General features: G+C 68.5%; 12 protein-coding genes and 1 riboswitch. Of the genes, 6 read left to right on the top strand and 6 right to left on the bottom strand.

Translation table 11 applies throughout. The annotated features are described in order from the left end of the window. Positions 1–73 precede the first annotated feature (73 nt). Together GYM46_RS07810 and GYM46_RS07805 are read left to right on the top strand one after the other, a co-directional pair. Complete coding sequence (locus GYM46_RS07810) at positions 74–478, top strand: PTS sugar transporter subunit IIA (RefSeq protein WP_008262883.1); 405 nt, start codon at positions 74–76, stop codon at positions 476–478. Further along, positions 475–747, top strand: a complete 273-nt coding sequence (locus GYM46_RS07805) for an HPr family phosphocarrier protein (protein ID WP_008262858.1) — start codon at positions 475–477, stop codon at positions 745–747. The genes GYM46_RS07810 and GYM46_RS07805 overlap by 4 nt, the downstream gene beginning before the upstream one ends. 18 nt (positions 748–765) lie before the next feature. On the opposite strand, the gene GYM46_RS07800 is transcribed toward GYM46_RS07805, so the two are convergent. After that, positions 766–1,869 (bottom strand): phytase, encoded by a 1,104-nt coding sequence (locus tag GYM46_RS07800; RefSeq protein WP_008261731.1) that lies wholly within the window; start codon positions 1,867–1,869, stop codon positions 766–768. Positions 1,870–2,108: 239 nt separating this feature from the next. Between GYM46_RS07800 and GYM46_RS07795 the strand changes: the two genes are divergently transcribed. The 3 genes from GYM46_RS07795 to lpdA all read left to right on the top strand — a co-directional run bounded on the left by GYM46_RS07795 (position 2,109) and on the right by lpdA (position 8,549). After that, complete coding sequence (locus tag GYM46_RS07795; RefSeq protein ID WP_040349856.1) at positions 2,109–4,904, top strand: TonB-dependent receptor; 2,796 nt, start codon at positions 2,109–2,111, stop codon at positions 4,902–4,904. Positions 4,905–5,111: 207 nt separating this feature from the next. Beyond that, positions 5,112–7,004 carry a PAS domain-containing sensor histidine kinase gene (locus GYM46_RS16945; RefSeq protein WP_156796492.1) on the top strand — a complete coding sequence of 631 codons (1,893 nt, stop codon included), beginning with the start codon at positions 5,112–5,114 and terminating at the stop codon, positions 7,002–7,004. A 123-nt stretch (positions 7,005–7,127) separates the two neighbouring features. Beyond that, positions 7,128–8,549, top strand: a complete 1,422-nt coding sequence (lpdA, locus tag GYM46_RS07785; protein WP_008258697.1) for a dihydrolipoyl dehydrogenase — start codon at positions 7,128–7,130, stop codon at positions 8,547–8,549. Positions 8,550–8,636: 87 nt separating this feature from the next. On the opposite strand, the gene GYM46_RS07780 is transcribed toward lpdA, so the two are convergent. Next, a complete protein-coding gene (locus GYM46_RS07780; protein WP_008261667.1) occupies positions 8,637–10,463 on the bottom strand; it encodes a methyl-accepting chemotaxis protein in 1,827 nt (608 codons plus the stop codon). 89 nt (positions 10,464–10,552) lie between these two features. Next, positions 10,553–13,255 (bottom strand): DNA mismatch repair protein MutS, encoded by a 2,703-nt coding sequence (gene mutS / locus GYM46_RS07775; protein WP_008260467.1) that lies wholly within the window; start codon positions 13,253–13,255, stop codon positions 10,553–10,555. A 74-nt stretch (positions 13,256–13,329) separates the two neighbouring features. Continuing rightward, positions 13,330–13,513: riboswitch (cobalamin riboswitch) on the top strand. Positions 13,514–13,661: 148 nt separating this feature from the next. Between mutS and GYM46_RS07770 the strand changes: the two genes are divergently transcribed. Continuing rightward, on the top strand, positions 13,662–15,482 hold the full coding sequence (locus GYM46_RS07770; RefSeq protein WP_008262044.1) for a TonB-dependent receptor plug domain-containing protein: 1,821 nt from the start codon (positions 13,662–13,664) through the stop codon (positions 15,480–15,482). Here the strand turns inward: GYM46_RS07770 and GYM46_RS07765 are convergent. The 3 genes from GYM46_RS07765 to GYM46_RS07755 all read right to left on the bottom strand — a co-directional run bounded on the left by GYM46_RS07765 (position 15,466) and on the right by GYM46_RS07755 (position 17,759). Further along, positions 15,466–16,386, bottom strand: coding sequence for an aldo/keto reductase (locus tag GYM46_RS07765; protein WP_035308685.1), 921 nt, complete (start codon positions 16,384–16,386; stop codon positions 15,466–15,468). The two genes, GYM46_RS07770 and GYM46_RS07765, sit on opposite strands and share 17 nt — an antisense overlap. 84 nt (positions 16,387–16,470) lie before the next feature. Beyond that, the gene (gene maiA, locus GYM46_RS07760) at positions 16,471–17,106 is read right to left on the bottom strand and encodes a maleylacetoacetate isomerase (RefSeq protein ID WP_008263001.1); all 636 of its coding nucleotides are present in this window, start codon (positions 17,104–17,106) and stop codon (positions 16,471–16,473) included. Beyond that, complete coding sequence (locus GYM46_RS07755; protein WP_008261151.1) at positions 17,106–17,759, bottom strand: fumarylacetoacetate hydrolase family protein; 654 nt, start codon at positions 17,757–17,759, stop codon at positions 17,106–17,108. The genes maiA and GYM46_RS07755 overlap by 1 nt, the downstream gene beginning before the upstream one ends. Between the last annotated feature and the right edge of the window lie 82 nt (positions 17,760–17,841).

Below are 17,841 nucleotides of genomic sequence, written 5' to 3'. Positions count from 1 at the left end.
GATGCGTCCGGCCTCCCTGGCGGGCGCGGGGAGGTCCGGGGACGGTTCAGGGCGGGATGCGAGTGAAGTTCTCATGATTGGCCTGGTTATCGTCACCCATGGGGGACTGGCCTCGGAGTTTCTTTCGGCGATGGAGCATGTGGTCGGGCCGCAGCGCGGCGTCGCGGCCATATGCATCGGGCCGGATGACGACATGGAGCGGCGCCGTCGCGACATCGTCGACGCCGCCGCCGCCGTGAACGACGGCGATGGGGTGATCCTGTTGACCGACATGTTCGGCGGCACCCCGTCCAACCTGGCGATATCGGTGATGGAACAGACCCACGCCGAGGTCATCGCCGGCCTGAACCTGCCCATGCTGATCAAGCTGGCCAGCGTGCGCGGGCGCGAGACCCTGGAGGCCTGCGTGGCCCACGCCCAGGACGCCGGGCGCAAATACATCTCGGTGGCGTCCTGGGTGCTCGCGGGCGAAAAATGAGCGTGAAGACGACTCTCGACATCTGCAATACGCGGGGCCTGCACGCCCGCGCCTCGGCCAAGTTCGTCAAACTGGCCTCCAGTTTCGACAGCGAGATCCATGTCACCCGCGACGGCGTCTCGGTGGACGCCCGTTCGATCATGGGCCTGCTGATGCTGGGCGCCGGCATCGGCTGCAGCATCGAAGTCTCGGCCGAGGGCGCAGACGCCGAAGAGGCGATCGAGGCCCTGACGGACCTCGTCGCGCGCAAGTTCGACGAGGATCAGTAGGGGGCTTCCGCCCCCGGATTACAGGCCCAGGGCGCGGCGGATGTCGCGCCAGTCCACATATTTGAAGTTCTGGGTGCCCACGTCGTTCACGTCGTCCTGGATCACCACCAGACCTTCGGGGAAGGGGCCGACCGCGCCGCTGGCGGCGGCCAGGCCGTCCGTGCCGGTGACGCCGTCCACCACGCCGTCCACGATCTTGAACCGGCCCTTGTACTGCGGCGTGGCGCCGTCGATGCGCCAGACCGGGAAGGTCGAATCGCCCTGGCTGGACGCGATCAGATAGCGTTTGTCGCCATCCGTCAGCGTGGTCAGCCCCTCGGCGTCGGCGACCAGGACGTCCTTGGCGATGGGCTGGACCAGGGTCCGCGCCGCGCCCGACGCCGGGTCGAGGCCATAGCGCCACAGGCCGACATTCTCCTCGTTGATATAGAGGGCGTTCGTGGCCTCGTCGGCGGCGCAGCCTTCGGAAATGGTTCCGATCTCGGCGCGACGCACCTCGCGCGAGACCGGCTGACCGGCCGCATCGACGCTCAGCACGAACTGTCGCAGTTCGCCCTCATGCCCCACCAGGACGGCGTGAACCTCGGCTCCCCGGCGCGCGAAACAGAAGCCGTAGGGTTCGATCACGTCGGTGGCGACCGCGCCCCAGGGGCGGACGGCGTTCTGGCCGGTCCCGGCCGGATCGAACAGATACAGCGAGATTCCCGTCTTGCCCGGCGTGCGGTCGCTGGCGCCCAGCACCAGCTGCGGCCGGCCGTCGATGTTCAATCCCTCGATCAGGTCGACATTGTTCAGCAGGCCTTCCGGCAGGAACTGAAGGATCCGGCCGTCGAAACCGTAGATGTAGAGGCCCGACTTCTTGTCCGTCCCGGCCACGAAGCCCTGCGTGGCCTGGCCCATCACCATGACCGGCTCAGCCGAGGCCCAGACGGCCGGATCGTCCGCCGCGTCCTGGCCGGCCGTGCCGACCGAGGGGGTTTCCAGCACGGCCTGGACCGGCGCGCCCGGCCCGACGAAGCCTTCGCCCTCGCCCTGGAAATCGACCTCGCGGGTCGCGCAGGCGGTCAGCATCAGGGCCGCGAGCGAGACGCCCGCTAGAATCTTGGCTGGCTTGAACGTCATGACTGGCCCCCGACAGAATCTGCTGCGTCCTGATCGGCAAGGCTCCGCGGCGCGTCAATGGACATATTGTGACGTTTGCACGACGAAATCGCATGATTTCGGCCGTTGTCGGATCATTCGCAATCTCACTGACAAGGAAACGAGCGGCAAGCGTCGCCAAAACGTCGCGATCTTTTTGCCGCCTGGGGGTAAGCGCGGCTGTATTCGTCGGGAGCAAACCCGACATTGGGGACCTCGTCATGAAATTCCATCTCCTCGCGGGCGCTTCGCTCGCGTCGCTCGCCGCTGTGACCGCCGCCCTGCCGGCCCACGCCTATGAAGCCTCCGCCCTGGCCGCCTCGGTCGCCGTCGCAGGCGAAGTCGTTCACGGCCGGGTCACCAACGCCGCCGGGGACGCGCTTCCGGGCGCCGAGGTGATCGTGCGAGCCACCGGACAACGCGCCGTGACCAACACCCAGGGCGAGTTCGATCTCGTCCTGCCGACCGGCACGGCCGTGCTGGACGTCCGCTATATCGGCCAGCCCTCGGCGACCCAGACCGTCAGCGTGGTCCAGGGCGGAACCGAAGTGTCGATCATGCTGGGCGCAGGCGAGGCCGCGACCGTCAGCGACGTCATCGTCACCGGCGTCATCACCGACGGTGTGGCGCGGTCGCTGAACCAGCAGAAGAACGCCGACGGCACGGTCAATGTCCTGTCCGCCGACGCCATCGGCCGCTATCCCGACCCCAACGTCGCCGAATCCCTGCAGCGCGTGCAAGGCATCGCCATCCAGCGCGACCAGGGCGAAGGCCGCTACATCAACGTCCGCGGCGCGCCCTCGGCCTTCACCGCCGTCTCGGTGGACGGGGTCCAGGTTCCCGCTGTCGATCCGGGCACCCGCGCCGTCGATCTGGACACCCTGCCCAGCGACATCGTCGCCAATGTCGAGGTCTCAAAGACGCTCCTGCCCAGCCAGGAAGCCGATTCCATCGCCGGCGCCGTCAACATCAAGACCCGTTCGCCCTTCGACAAGCGCCGCCTGGCCGTCAGCGGCTACGCCGGCGGCAGCTATAACGACTACGGCGGTTCCGACACCCGCGCCGCCGCCACGGCGTCCAACGTCTTCGCCAATGAGACCTTCGGCGCCCTGCTGTCGGTCAGCTATTCCGAAACCAACCGCCGCCCTGACAATGTCGAGAACGCCTGGGTCAAGGAAGAGCAGAACGGCGCCGAGATCTTCGTGCTCGAAGAGAGCCTGTTCAAGGACTACGAGACCAAGCGCACCCGCCAGGCCGTGACCGGCGCCCTCGAATGGCGCCCGACCGACGACTTCCGCGCCTATCTGCGCGGATCGTTCGCCCAGTTCGAAGACGACGAATACCGCAACACCCTGGGCCTCATCTATTCGGACGGTAAGCTGCAACCCGGGGCCACCGACACCACCGCGACCTACACCGGGGCGCGTATCACCCGCCAAATCCGTCACCGCACCCAAAAGAACGATATCACCACCCTGGTGGCCGGCGGCGAAAAGACATTCGGCAACGGCGGCGTCTGGGACGCCAGCCTGTCTTGGGCGAAGAGCGAACAGAGCTACCCGAACCGCAATGAACTGCTGTATCGCTCCAGCGCGACAACGCTGAGCTACAACACCGCGGATCACTATATGCCGAGCTATTCGGTGTTCAGCGATCCGACCGGCTTCTACCGTGACCCGACCAAGTTCACTTTCCGCGAAAACACCTTCCGCGAAAACACCACCTCGCAGGAAGACGTCGCCTTCAAGACCAACTTCGAGCTGCCCAGCCAGTTCGCCGGTCGCGACGTGACGTGGAAGTTCGGCGCCAAGTTCAACAGCCGCGAGATCAATGCGGACGAGCAGCGCTACCGTAACCGCGCCTCTTCGGCGAGCCCGGGCACGCTGGCGTCGGTGCTGAGCGACCGTGAGTCGCGCAACTACGACTATGACCTCGGCTTCAAGTTCGACGCTGACCTGGCCGACGCCTATTTCGCCAGCGCGCGCGCCGCGTCCCCGATCCGCGAGCCTGACTCCATCACTGCGGACTACACGGCTCGGGAAGACATCCTCGCCGGCTACGCCCAGGCGCGGTTCGACCTTGGCGCCACCAATGTCATCGTCGGCGTCCGGGTCGAGAACACCAAGTTCGACGGCGACGCCGCCAAGGTGGTCGATGGCGCCGTCAGCCCGACCTCCGTCAGCCGCGACGACACGGAGTTCTTCCCGAACCTGACCGTGCGCCATAGCTTCTCCGACAATCTGATCGGTCGCTTCGCCCTGACGCGGTCCATCTCACGGCCGGAGTTCGATCAGATCGTTCCCCGCCGCATCGAGGAAACCGACGGGTCGAACATTTCCTACGAAATCGGCAACCCCGATCTCCAGCCGACCCTGTCGAACAACATCGACGCCGGTCTCGAATACTATTTCAACAGCCTGGGGGTCGTCTCGGCCAACGCCTTCTACAAGGACCTGACGGACTACCGCTATGTTCTGAAGTACACCGAGCCCTTCGGCGCCGACGGCGAGGCGGACTTCGAGACTCCGGTCAATGCGCCGGACGGTCACCTGGCCGGTCTTGAGCTGAACCTGCAGCAGAAGTTCGACTTCCTGCCTGGTCTTCTGTCCGGCTTCGGCGTCTTCGCCAACTACACCTGGACGGACGCCGAGATCAAAACCGATCGACTGTATGCGGGGCGCGACACCTTCTCCCTGCCCGGCCAGTCGGACAGCAACTACAATGCGGCCCTCTTCTACGAAATGGCCGGGTTCAGCGCCCGGCTGTCCTACACCAAGCGCGGCGATTATCTGGACGAGATCAACGCCGACGACGCCGATCTGGACCTCTATGTCGAGGGCCGCGAACAGCTGGACTTCACCACCAGCTATGAGTTCGGCAACGGGGTCGAACTGTTCGGCGAGGCCAAGAACCTGACCGACTCGGCCGGTGTTCGCTACTATGGCTCGCGCGAGCGCACCTACGAGTACGAGAAGTTCGGCTACAATATCTTCGTCGGCGTCCGCTTCAAGCTCTAGGCCCCCGAAACCTAGACGCAGAAAGGGCCGGACGGCGACGTCCGGCCCTTTTTCATGGGCGATGCGCGCCGCGCTTCCGGGCGGCTTGACGACGGGCCTCGTCATGAGGTCTGGGTATCGGAGACCACCCCCGCTCCGCTGGTTCGCCCCTTGCAGATCCTGGCGAACCTGGGCGGCGGACGCCCCAGATTGAAACGGATCGACCGAATGTTTCTCGAAGGCGAGGTCAACTGGACGCTGATCTTCGGCATCATGGCCGTCGTCGGCTACGCCCTCGCGGCCGTCGCCCTCTGGTTCGCCGTGACCCACGGCGCCCGCCACGCCAGCGCAAGCGACCAGCTCGACATCGTCCAGAAGGTGGCCGAATCCTCCGACAGACGCCTGTTCGAGACGATGAACGCCGTGCCCGTGGCCATGGTCGAGACCGACAGCACGGGCAAGTTCGTCTTCGCCAACCGCGCCGCCCATCAGCTGCTGGGCCGTCGCGACGCCGAACTGCTGGGCCTGCGCTTCCATTCCGCGACCTGGGGCATCACCTTCCCGGACGGCAAGCCGATCCCCGCCGACCTGCTGCCCAGCGCCCGGGCCCTGCGCGGCCAGACGGTGCGGGGCTTCCAGCATCTGATGATGAACGCCGCGACCCGCAAGAAGATGCTGGTTTCGGTCACGGCCATGCCGATCGAGAACGAACGGGGCCAGATCACCGGCTCCATCGCCGCCATCGTCGAGACCGACGTCCTGACCACCCCCGCCATCGAACCGGCGCCGCCCCCGCCGCCGCCCGCCGCCCGGCCCAGCCTGGCCGACCGGGTGTTCGACGCCGCCTCCGGCGCCTTGGTGGTGGTCGACGCCGACGGCCGCATCCGCCAGGCCAACCGCACCGCCCTGATCATGCTGGGGCGCGGCGAGGGGGTGACGGGTTCCGACTTCGCCGACCTGTTCCTGCCGCTGGACCGTCGCACCGAGGGCCGCCAGGCCTTGCGCGCCGCCCTGAACGCCGATGACGGCGAGGCTGCGCCGATCGAGACGGTGGACGCGGACGGCGCGGGGATCCGCTGGACCCTGACGCCCCTGGCCGACGAGGCGGATCGTCCGGACGCCGTCCTGCTGGCCGGCGCCCCCTTGGCCGACATCGCCCCGATGGAGACCGGCTCTGAAACCGCAGAACCGGCCCCTCTGTCCGATGCGCCGGAAGACGACGCCGGCCAGGACGATCCGCGCGATCCCGTCGCCGAGGCCCTTCAAACGGCGCAGGCGGACTTCGCCCGCCGCGAGAGCGAAATCCTGGCCGCCCATAATCAGGCCCTGCTGGACACGGTCGCCGAGGCCGCGCGCGCCGAACAGGCGGTTCGCGCCGAGCTGGAGGCCGAACGGCGCATGGCCAATGTCGGCCGTCTGGCCGGCGGCGTGACCCATGATTTCAACGCCCTTCTGGGAGTCATGACCTCGGCCCTGGACATGATGCTGCGCCATGCCGACGAGCCCGAGCGCATCCGCCGCCTGGGCCAGGCGGCCCTGGCCGCCGGTCAGCGCGGCGAACGCCTGACCCGCCGCCTCAGCGCCTTCTCGCAGGACGAGGACCGCACCAATCTTCAGCGGCTGGACGTCGGGATCTTCCTGGCGGGCCTGGAGACCAAGCTGCGTCTGCTGTCGGGGCCGTCGATCGACCTGATGATCGAAACCCCGGCCCAACCGGCCTTCGCCCGGATCGATCCGGCGGCCTTCGAGGCGGCGGTGCTGGCCCTGACGCGAAACGCGGTCGAGGCGTCGAACGGCGTCGGGTCGGTCGCGGTGCGGCTGGCGGTGATGGCCGACGACAGCCTGAGACTGAGCGTGCGCGATTCCGGCCCCGGCATGGACGCCGACACCCTGCGCCGCGCGGCCGAGCCCTTCTTCACCACCCGGCCGGACGCGGCCGGCCTGGGCCTGTCGCAGGCCTTCGCCTTTGCGCGCCAGTCCTCGGGCGCCCTGGCGATCGACAGCACACCGGGCGAAGGGGCGGAGGTCTCCGTCACCCTGCCCCGCGCGGAGCAGCAGGACGCGGACGCGAGCGAAAATACGGGCCAGACGGACGAACCGGCGCCTGAAATCGTCTCCTGACGGCTTCCTACCCCTGCAAAGGTCGATTCCGGCGTCCCATATGTCGCCCGGCGGTTGACCCCTGCGGGGTCGGCGCTAGTGTCCGCCCGCCTGCCCCCACGCGCCAGAAGACCAGAGGATATCATGGCCGAAGCCCCCGTTCCCTACGACGTCGTCATCATCGGCGGAGGGCCCGGCGGCTATAACGCCGCGATCCGCGCCGGCCAGCTGGGCCTGAAGGTCGCCTGCGTCGAGATGCGCGCCACCCTGGGGGGCACCTGCCTGAACGTCGGCTGCATGCCGTCCAAGGCCCTGCTCCACGCCTCGGAAATGTTCGACGCCGCCAACAGCGAGTTCGCCAAGATCGGCATCGAGGTCCAGCCCAAGCTGAACCTGGGCCAGATGCACAAGGCCAAAGACGACAGCGTCACCGCCCTGACCAAGGGGATCGAGTTCCTGTTCAAGAAGAACAAGGCCGACTGGATCAAGGGCCGCGGCAAGATCGTCGCCAAAGGCAAGGTCGAGGTGACCGCCGCCGACGGTTCGGTCCAGACGCTTGAGGCCAGGAACATCGTCATCGCCACCGGCTCGGAGCCCACCCCCCTGCCGGGCGTCGCCTTCGAGGCGGGCAAGGTGATCGATTCCACCGGCGCCCTGTCCCTTCCGGCCGTGCCGAAGAAGCTGATCGTCATCGGCGCCGGCATCATCGGCCTGGAGCTGGGTTCGGTCTGGCGCCGCCTGGGCGCCGAGGTGACGGTGGTCGAATTCCTGGACCGGATCACCCCCGGCATGGACACCGAAGTCGCCACCGCCTTCCAGCGCACCCTGACCAAACAGGGCATGGTCTTCAAACTGGGCGCCAAGGTCACGGGCGCCAAGCCGGTCAAGGACGGGGTCGAACTGACGGTCGAACCGTCGGCCGGCGGCGCCGCCGAAACCCTGAAGGGCGACGTCGTCCTGGTCGCCATCGGCCGCCGCCCCTACACCGAGGGCCTGGGTCTGGAGACCATCGGCGTCACGCCGGACAAGCGCGGCTTCATCGACCATGACCACTTCAAGGTCGCCGGCCAAGTCAACGAGGGCGGCGTCTGGGTGATCGGCGACGTGACCCACGGCCCGATGCTGGCGCACAAGGCGGAAGAAGACGCGGTCGCCGTGATCGACACCATCGCCGGCAAATACGGCCACGTCGACTACGCTCTGGTGCCCAGCGTCGTCTACACCTTCCCCGAAGTGGCCTGGGTCGGCCAGACCGAGGACCAGCTGAAGGCCGCCGGCATCGCGTACAAGAAGGGCAAATTCCCCTTCACCGCCAACAGCCGCGCCAAGATCAACCACGAGACCGACGGCTTCGTGAAGGTTCTGGCCGACGCCGCCACCGACAAGGTTCTGGGCGTCCACATCATGGGTCCGCAGGCCGGCGAGATGATCCACGAGGCCGCCATCACCATGAGCTTCGGCGGCGCCTCGGAAGACATCGCCCGCACCTGCCACGCCCACCCGACCCGTTCGGAAGCCGTCCGCCAGGCGGCCATGGACGTCGAAGGCTGGATGATGCAGGCCTGATCCGCCGCGCCCCGACGGGCGTCTGACATGAAAAAGGCCCGCTCGGCAGTCGCCGAGCGGGCTTTTTTGATCTTGTCCGGCTTGGGCTTAGGCGGCCCAGACGGTCCGGGCGTCCTGAGACTGGCTGTCCACACCCGGCTCGCCGATGCGGAAGCGCGACACCAGCTCGGCCAGTTTTTCCGCCTCCTGGCTCAGCGCCTGGTTGGCGGCGGTGGTCTGTTCGACCATGGCGGCGTTCTGCTGGGTCGTCTGGTCCATCTGGTTCACGGCGACATTGATCTCGGCCAGACCCACGGCCTGTTCCTGGGCCGAGGCGGCGATTTCGCCCGCCAGCTGGTTGATCTCGGCCACCTGGTTGATCAGGGCGGTCAGGGCGCCGCCGGTCTGGGACACCAGCCGGGCGCCTTCGCCGACGCTGGCGCCCGAGGCGGCGATCAGGCCCTTGATCTCGCGCGCGGCGTCGGCGGAACGCTGGGCCAGGGCGCGCACTTCCGACGCCACCACGGCGAAGCCGCGGCCGGCCTCGCCGGCCCGCGCCGCCTCGACGCCCGCGTTCAGGGCCAGAAGATTGGTCTGGAAGGCGATCTCGTCGATGACGCCGATGATCTCGCCGATCCTGCCCGAGGTCGCCTCGATCTCGCCCATGGCGGCGGTGGTGTCGGCGATGATCCGCTCGCGCGTTCCGGCCCCGCCGCGCGCCTGGGCGGTGATCTCGGCGGCGGACCGGGCGCCCTCGGCCGTCTTGCGGACAGTGACGGTGATCTGATCCAGGGCGGCGGCGGTCTGTTCCAGGGCGGCGGCCTGGCGTTCGGTGCGGCGCGACAGGTCGTCGGTGGCCGTGGACACCTCGGCGGTTCCGGCGCGCATCGCCCCGACCAGATCGACGATATCGGCCATGGTGGCGGCCAGGGTGTCGGCGGCGGTGTTGTAATCGTCCTTCAGCTTGCGGCTGCGCTCGGCGAAGCTGGCGGTGATGCGGTGGTTCAGGTCGCCGCGCGCCAGGGCCGCCAGACCCTGGCCCAGGGCCCCGACCACGACGGCGTCTTCCTCGGCCAGGCGTTCGCGCTCGGCCTCGCTGGCGGCGTGGGTGGCGCGGGCGGTTTCGCGCATCGCCTCGGCCTCGGTCTCGGTCGCCTTCTGACGCACGGCGGCGTCGCGGAAGGCGATGACGGCGCGCGCGATCTGACCGATGTCGTCGCCGCGCGAGACCCAGGGGGCGTCGAAATCGGTGCGGCCCTGACGCAGGGCCTCCATCCGCTCGCACAGGGCCTGCAGCGGCGAGAACATGCGGCGCGAGGCGACCAGACAGCCGCCCACCACCAGCAAGGTGACGACGACGCCGCAGATCAGCAGGCCGGCCATCATATGGTTCACCGAGGCCATGAAGTCGGCCTTGGGAATGCCGACATACAGCACGCCGATGGTCTGGCCGGCGGCGTTCTTGATCGGGTCGTAGGCGACGAAATAGGGCTTGCCCAGGATGTCGGCCTGACCACGATAGGGTTTGCCGGACTTCAGCACCGCGTCATAGACGGGGCCGGGCTTGAGTTTGGTGCCGACAGCGCGCGAACCGTCGTCCTTGACCACATTGGTCGTGACCCGCAGGTCGTCCATGAAGACCGTCGCCGTGCCCCCCACCAGGGCCTTGATCCGATCGACCGGTTCGACGAAGTCGTTCATCGGCGTGGAGCCGACATACAGTCGGCCGTCCCGCGCCGAAAACCCGTCGCCGTAGTCGGCCAGCACGTCCCAGGCGACGCGCATATTGGCCTCCTGGCGTTCGGCGGCGCTGGCCTCTGCATCCCGGGTCAGCAGCACCACGGCCACCGCCAGCAGGATCGCGGTCAGGGCGGCCAGGGCGCCGATCACCATGAGGGCGATCTTGGCCGAAAGGGAAAGCGCGCTGGGTTTCATCGCCGTATCCAGTGGAGGCTTCGGGTCTTCAGTCAAGCATCCCTGACATGAGCAAGGTTAAGAACCTTCCCCAACGGCAATACTCTATCTCATCTCGATGTGAGCATTCCCTTGAGCCTGTAGAGGGCCTCCAGCGCCTCGCGCGGGGTCAGGGCGTCGGGGTCCACGGCCCCGAGCGCCGTCTCGACCGGCGAGGGCGCAAGGACCGGCGCCGGTTCCGCCAGGGCGAACAGCGGCAGGTCGTCCAGACGGGCGGTCGCCGCCTTCTCCCCTTCCAGCCGTTCGAGCACGGATCTCGCGCGGGCGACCACGGCGCCCGGCACGCCCGCCAGTTTGGCCACCTGCACCCCATAGGACCGGTCCGCCGCCCCCGGCGCCGCCTCGTGCAGGAAGACGAGATCGCCGTTCCACTCCTTGGCCACCATGGACAGGTTGCAGACATGGTCCAGCCGCGTCTCCAGCTGGGCCAGCTCGTGATAGTGGGTGGCGAACAGGGTGCGGGCGCGGTTGGTCTCGTGCAGGGCCTCCGCCGTGGCCCAGGCGATGGCCAGGCCGTCATAGGTCGCCGTGCCGCGCCCGATCTCGTCCAGCACGACAAAGCTGCGCGGCGTGGCCTGGGTCAGGATGGCGGCGGTCTCGACCATCTCCATCATGAAGGTGGACCGCCCCCGCGCCAGGTCATCGCCGGCCCCGACGCGGCTGAACAGCCGGTCCACCACGCCCAGGCGCATCGACCGCGCCGGCACGAAAGCCCCGGCCTGGGCCAGGATCACCAGCAGGGCGTTCTGGCGCAGGAAGGTGGATTTACCGGCCATGTTCGGCCCGGTGACGATGGCCAGGCGGGCGCAATCGGATCCGGAGCCGTCCAGCCGCGCATTGTTGGGCGTATAGGGATCGCCCGCCGCCTTGACCGCCGCCTCCACGACCGGATGCCGCCCGGCCTCGACGGAAAAGACCAGGGTGTCGTCCACCACCGGCCGGGTCGCCCCGACTTCCTGCGCCCATTCCGCCAGGGCCGCATGGGCGTCCAGTTCGGCCAGGGCCTCGGCGACCGCCTGCAGCGGCTGGGCCAGACGGGCGACCTCGCGCCGCCAGGTCTCGAAGGTCTCGGCCTCGATGGCCAGGGCGCGGTGGCCGGCCTGGCTGATCTTGGCGTCCAGCTCGGACAGTTCGACCGTGGTGAACCGCACCTGGCTGGCCAGGGTCTGGCGGTGGATGAAGGGGCTGTCCGGCCCGGCCCGCAGCAGGCCTTCCGCCGCCTTGGCCGAGGTCTCGAGGAAATAGCCCAGGACGGCGTTGTGCTTGACCTTGAAGGCCACGCCGGATTCGGCGACGGCGCGCGCCTCCAGATCCGCCACCACCCGGCGGCTGTCGTCGCGCAGGGTGCGGGCGGCGTCCAGTTCGGGGCGATAGTCGGGGCGCACGAAACCGCCGTCGCGCGCCAGGTGGGACGGCTCGTCCACCAGGCCGTCGATCAGATCCGCCTTCAGCCGCGACACCTCGGGCGACAGGCTGAGACGATCCAGGGCCAGGGCGATGCGGCGCGGCTGACCGGTGATCGGATCCACCTGGCCGATGAACAGGCCGGCCACCTCCTCCGCTATGGTCAGGCCGACACGCACCGCCGCCAGATCGCGCGGACCGCCGCGTCCCAAGGCCAGCCGCCCGACCGCGCGGGCGATGTCCGAGGAGGCCTTCAGCCCCTCGCGCAGGTTGCGGCGCAGATCGCGCCGCTCCAGCAGCCATTCGACCGCGTCGAGCTGTTCGTTGATCGCCAGCGGATCGCGCAGCGGCCGGGCGATCCGTTCCGCCAGGGCCCGCGCCCCGCCCGAGGTGACGGTCCGGTCGATACAGGCCAGCAGCGAGCCTTCGCGCTCGCCCCTCTGGGTCCGGTCGATCTCCAGACTGGTCCGCGTCGCGGGGTCGATGGCCAGAAAACCGCTCTCGCCCAACCGGCGCGGCGGGGCCAGGGCCGGGACCTTGCCGGCCTGGGTCGTCTCCAGATAGGCGGCGATCAGGCCCAGAGCCGATATCTCGGCCTCCTCGAAGGCGCCGAATCCGTCCAGGGCCGCGACGCCATACAGCCGCTCGACCCGCGCCTGGGCCGCCTGGGGCTCGGCGATGGCGCTGGCCAGGGCCTGGACCACGCCGCCGGACCCGTCCAGGGCGTCCCGCGTCGTCGGGTCCGAGTACATCCGGTCCGTGACCAGAACCTCGGACGGACGAAACGCCGCCAGGGCCGCACCCAGATCCTCCAGCGCACAGGCGACGCTATCCACGGCGCCGGACGACAGCTCCACCACCGCCACCGCCGCCCGCCCCTTGCGCACCGCCACGGCCGCCAGACGATTGGCGCCCCGCGCATCCAGCAGACTGTCCTCGGTCAGCGTGCCCGGCGTCACCACCCGCACCACGCCGCGATGGACCACGGCCTTGCCGCCGCGCTTCTTGGCCTCGGCGGGATCTTCCAGCTGTTCGCAGATGGCGACCTTGTGGCCCAGGCGGATCAGTCGGGCCAGATAGCCCTCCATGGCGTGAACCGGCACACCGGCCATGGGGATGTCCTCGCCCTGGTGCTTGCCCCGCTTGGTCAGGGTGATGCCCAGGGCGGCGGCCGCCACCTCGGCGTCCTTGAAGAACAGCTCGTAGAAATCCCCCATGCGGAAGAAGAGTATGGCGTCCGGCTGTCCGGCCTTGGCCGTCAGATACTGGGCCATGAAGGGCGTCGCGCCCTCCAGAGAGGCGGCGACTTCGGGCGAATGTTCGGGGGAGGGAAAAGCGGGCGCGTTCATGTGCCGTCAGGGTGACGGATCGCAGCCGACCGCTCAAGCCCGTTAACGGCTCTTGCACAGGCTTGTCACCCCTGCGATAGGCCGTGTCAGGCGGTTAAGGGAACACGGTGAGACACCGTGGCTGTGCCCGCAACTGTAGGCGGCGAGAGCGTCGTCCGTCCGGGGTCTCGACCCCGGCGCCACTGGGTGACTGGGAAGGCGAGGACGGCGGTTTATGACCCGCAAGCCAGGAGACCTGGCCGCCTGACGTCGCTCGTCCGCTGTCCGGGACCAGACAGAGGCGCGGGGATTCTCGTCGTAGCGACCCGATCTTGCGCCGTCCGGACCTTTCAGGCCCGGCGGATCGGCTCGCTCATACCGGTTCCTCGCGCGCACTCGCGGAGCCGACATCGGGGATTCTCGCTCAATGAAGCGCTCCATTCTTCTCTCCACGGCGGCCCTGTCCGCCGCCTTCGCCGCGCCCGCCTTCGCCTTTGACGAGGCGACCCAGCTGGACGACGTCGTCATCACCGCCACCCGTATCTCGGCGATTGTCGCCGACACGCCCGGCGCCCGCGTCATCGACGCCAAGACGATCGAACAGCGCGGCGCCGTCTTCGCCGCCGACATCCTGTCCGACGTGCCGGGCCTGTCGGTGACGCGCACGGGCGCCTTCGGCGGCCTCGCTCAGGTTCGGATGCGCGGCGCCACGCCCGGCAAGACCCTGGTCCTGGTCGACGGCGCGCCTGTCAACGACGCGGCTGAACCAAACGGCGCCTATGATTTCTCTGGCTTCGAACTGGGCGACATCGACCGGATCGAAGTCCTGTCCGGTCCCCAGTCGTCGCTGTGGGGGTCCGACGCCATCGGCGGGGTGATCTCCTTCACCACCAAGGAGATCGACGGTCTGCGCGCCGAAGCCGAGGCCGGCAGCTATGACACGGTGCGCGGGCGTCTGGCCGCCGGCGTCGCCAATGAGACCTATGCCGTCAGCGCCTATGTATCGCATTTCGACACCGATGGAATCTCCGCCGCCGACGAAGCCAACGGCAATCCCGAGGCTGACGGCTTCACCACCACCACCGCAGGCGTGAAGGGACGTTACGCCGTCTCCGACAACGTCAAGTTCGACGGATCGGCCCGCTGGTCCAAGAGCGATGCCGATATGGATAACGGTTTCCCGGTCTCCGACAATGACGACACGTCAGAATCCGAACAATGGTCGGGCTTTGCTCGCGCGAGCGTCGAAGGCTTCGGGCTAGACCACCAGTTCAGCGTCTCGACCTCGGACATCGAGCGCCAGACCTTCAGCGCCTTCCCCTCGACCTTCAAAGCCGACCGTCAGGCCTATCGTTGGCAGGCGAATGGCGAGGCCGGCGCAGCCACCTACGCCTTCGGCGCCGAACGCGAGGAAAGCGAAGGCAGTATCTCGACAGGTGACAAGGTCAGCCTGGGCACGAGCTCGGTGTTCGGCACGGCCCGTTATGAAGTCAGCGACGCCCTCAGCATCACCAGCGGCCTGCGGTTCGACGATACGGACGACTTCGGCTCCAAGACCACCGGCCGGATCTCCGCCGCCTATGAATTGACCGGCGGTTTCATCCTGTCGGGCGCCTATGGCACGGGCTTCAAGGCCCCGTCAGTCAGCCAGGCGGTTTGCGACTTCTGCTTCTCGTCGACTCCCTATCCGACCCTGAAGCCGGAAACGGCCGACAGCATCGAAGTGGCACTGGGTTGGGCCTCGGCCGACGGTCGTTTCGACGGCCGCGCCACCCTGTATCGCCTGAATGTCGAGGATCAGATCATTTACTTCTTCAATGAAGATACTTTCGATATCTACTACGACAACGTCGATCGGACCCGCTCCGACGGCGTCGAACTGGAAGGCCGCGCCCTGCTGGGGGCCGGCTTCGATCTGACCCTGGCCTATGCCTGGACCGACGCCGAAGACCGCTCGACCGGCGCGCGCCTGCTGCGCGTGCCTGAACATGCGGGATCGGCCACCCTGGGCTGGACGGGTGATCGGATTTCGGGCGCCCTGACCGTCCGCGCCGAGGGCGACCAGGATGATTCCGGCGGGGTGCGCGACAGCTTCGTCACCGCCAACCTGAACACGGCCTATCAGCTGACCGATCAGGTCGCCCTGACGGCCCGGATCGAGAACCTGGCCGACGAGCGGTATCAGCAGGTGCTGGGCTACGGCGAGCCCGGCCGGTCGGCCTATGTCGGGGTCAGGCTGCGCTACTGATCCGCGCGCGGGCGTCGGCGGTGAAGGCCGCCGGCGCCTCGAGCGCCAGCTCCGGCCAGCTCAGATCGGGGCCGGGCGCGTGGGCGGCGGCCAGGATGGCGCGCAGTTCGGCCGCCGAGGCCACGCTGGCGACCACCCGGTCCACCGCCTTCAGCGAAAACGCATAGGCCAGGGCCGCCTGCATCGGATCGCAGCGCCGTTCGGCCAGACGCCGGCGCGTCCGCGACAGGGCCTGGGCGTAGTTGGCCAGATGGGGCGGCAATTCATCGCCGACCGCGAACAGAAGCCCGCCGGCGAAGACCGAGGCCAGGTGCACCTCGGCGCCGCCGGCCTTGATCTCGTCCAGCACGCCCTCGGCGGCGGCCCGCTGGTCCAGCAGATTGCAGGAAATCTGAACCACGTCGGCCTCCAGCCGGCGCGCCAGCAGGGCCGGGCCGTCCTCGACCGTGGCGCAGAAGCCGATGCTGCGGAACAGGCCGCGGGTCTTCAGGGATTGCAGCCGGTCCCACAGGGCGCGGCCCTCGGCCCCGGCCAGGTCGGCGGCGTTATTGACCAGCAGGGCCTCGCCGCGCGGCAGGCCCATGCGTTCCAGCGACCGGCGCGCCCGCGCCTCGACCCGATCCAGGCCTTCGCTCAGGGCCACGGTTTGAACCGTCACGCGGAAGGGCGAGGGGAAGGGCCAGGCCTGGCCCAGCAGCCGTTCGCCGTCGCCGCCCGGTTTGGTCGCGATCATCTTGACACCGGCGTCCGCGCCCGTCTGCAACAGGAAGCGCATGGCGTCCTCGCGCGCGCCCGACGGCGCGGCCATGAACGGATTCAGGGCGCGTCCCGGCTCTGTCACCACGGCGAGAGCCAGGCGATCTATGGGCGAAGGCGCCGAAGGGGTGGCGGGGGAATGCGTCACATTCCCATCTTGCACCTCCAAAGCTTAAAGGAGGTTGAGCGAGACGTTACGCGAGTCTTACCTGGAGATCGTCGGTATGGCGGATCAGGCGTCGGCGTCGGGCTGCCGATCCGGGTGCGCCGCCCCGAAGGCGGAGTGGTCCAGCGCCCGCGCCTCCACCGCCAGAAGCCCCGGCCAGGCCTCGAGCGCCATGTTGAACCGCCGCGCGGAATAGAGCTGCGGCATCAGATAGCAGTCGACCAGGCCCGGCCGGTCGCCGAAACTCCACCCCTGGCCGTGGCGGCCCACCAGGATCTCCAGGGCGTCGAAACCCGGCGCGATCCAGCGCGCGGCCCAGGCGTCAACGGCGGCCTGGTCCGCCCCGAAATCCTCGCGCAACGACCTGAGGACGCGCAGATTGTTCAGCGGATGAATATCGCAGCCGATCAGGGCGGCCATGGCCCGGACACGGGCCCGGTCGGCCGATCCCTTCGGCAACAGGGCCGGCTCGGGATGAACCTCCTCCAGCCATTCCAGAATGGCCGGGCTCTGGGTGACGACCTGATCGCCGTCCTGCAGGGCCGGCACCATGCCCTGAGGGTTCAGGGCCAGATAATCGGCCGTCTTTTGCTCGCCCTTGCGCAGGTCATGCGCCGCCGTCTCATAGGCCAGGCCCTTGAGGCCCAGGGCGATGCGGACCCGGTAGCTGGCGCCCGAACGCCAATAGCCGTGCAGGATCATCAGACGATCTTGAAGCTCAGGGGCGCCAGGCCGTCGATGGTCACGACCACCGCGTCGCCGCGCGCCAGGGGTCCGACGCCCGACGGGGTGCCGGTGAAGATCAGGTCGCCCGCCTGGAGCGACCACAGTTTCCCGGCCGCCTCGACGATCTGATCGGGGTTCAGGATCATGTCGTCCAGGGTGCTGGACTGTTTCGTCTCGCCGTTGACGCTCAGGGCGATCACCCCCGCCGGGGCCGGAAGCGGCCCCAGGGTCAGGGCGCCGCAGGGGGCCGACTGGTCGAACCCCTTGGCTGCATCCCACGGCCGCCCGGCCGCCTTCGCCTCGGCCTGAAGATCGCGACGGGTCAGGTCGCAGCCGACCGCCCAGCCCACGATCCGCCCGTCCTCGCCGATGGCCGCCACCAGTTCGGCCTCGAAATGCAGATTGTCCGTCGCCGACGGATAGGCCGGGTCGGCCCCGTCCGACACGAGGGCGTCGCCGGGCTTAGAGAAGAAGAAGGGGGACTGCTTGTCCGGGTCCGACCCCATTTCGCGCGCATGGGCGGCGTAGTTCTGGCCGACGCACAGGATGCGGCGAACCGGGAAGCGCCGGGCGTCGCCGGTGATCGGCAGGGTCGGCAGGGGGCGGGGGGCGAACAGCAGGTCGGTCATTTCCCCAATCTAGAACGGCGAAACGCGCCTGACGAGGCCGGGGATCACGGGTGGGCGAAGGGAACCTCGCGCCGGGTGTAGC

The sequence above is a fragment of the Brevundimonas mediterranea genome (assembly GCF_011064825.1).
GTDB lineage: Bacteria > Pseudomonadota > Alphaproteobacteria > Caulobacterales > Caulobacteraceae > Brevundimonas > Brevundimonas mediterranea_A.
This window is presented reverse-complemented; position numbering and strand designations above follow the sequence as displayed.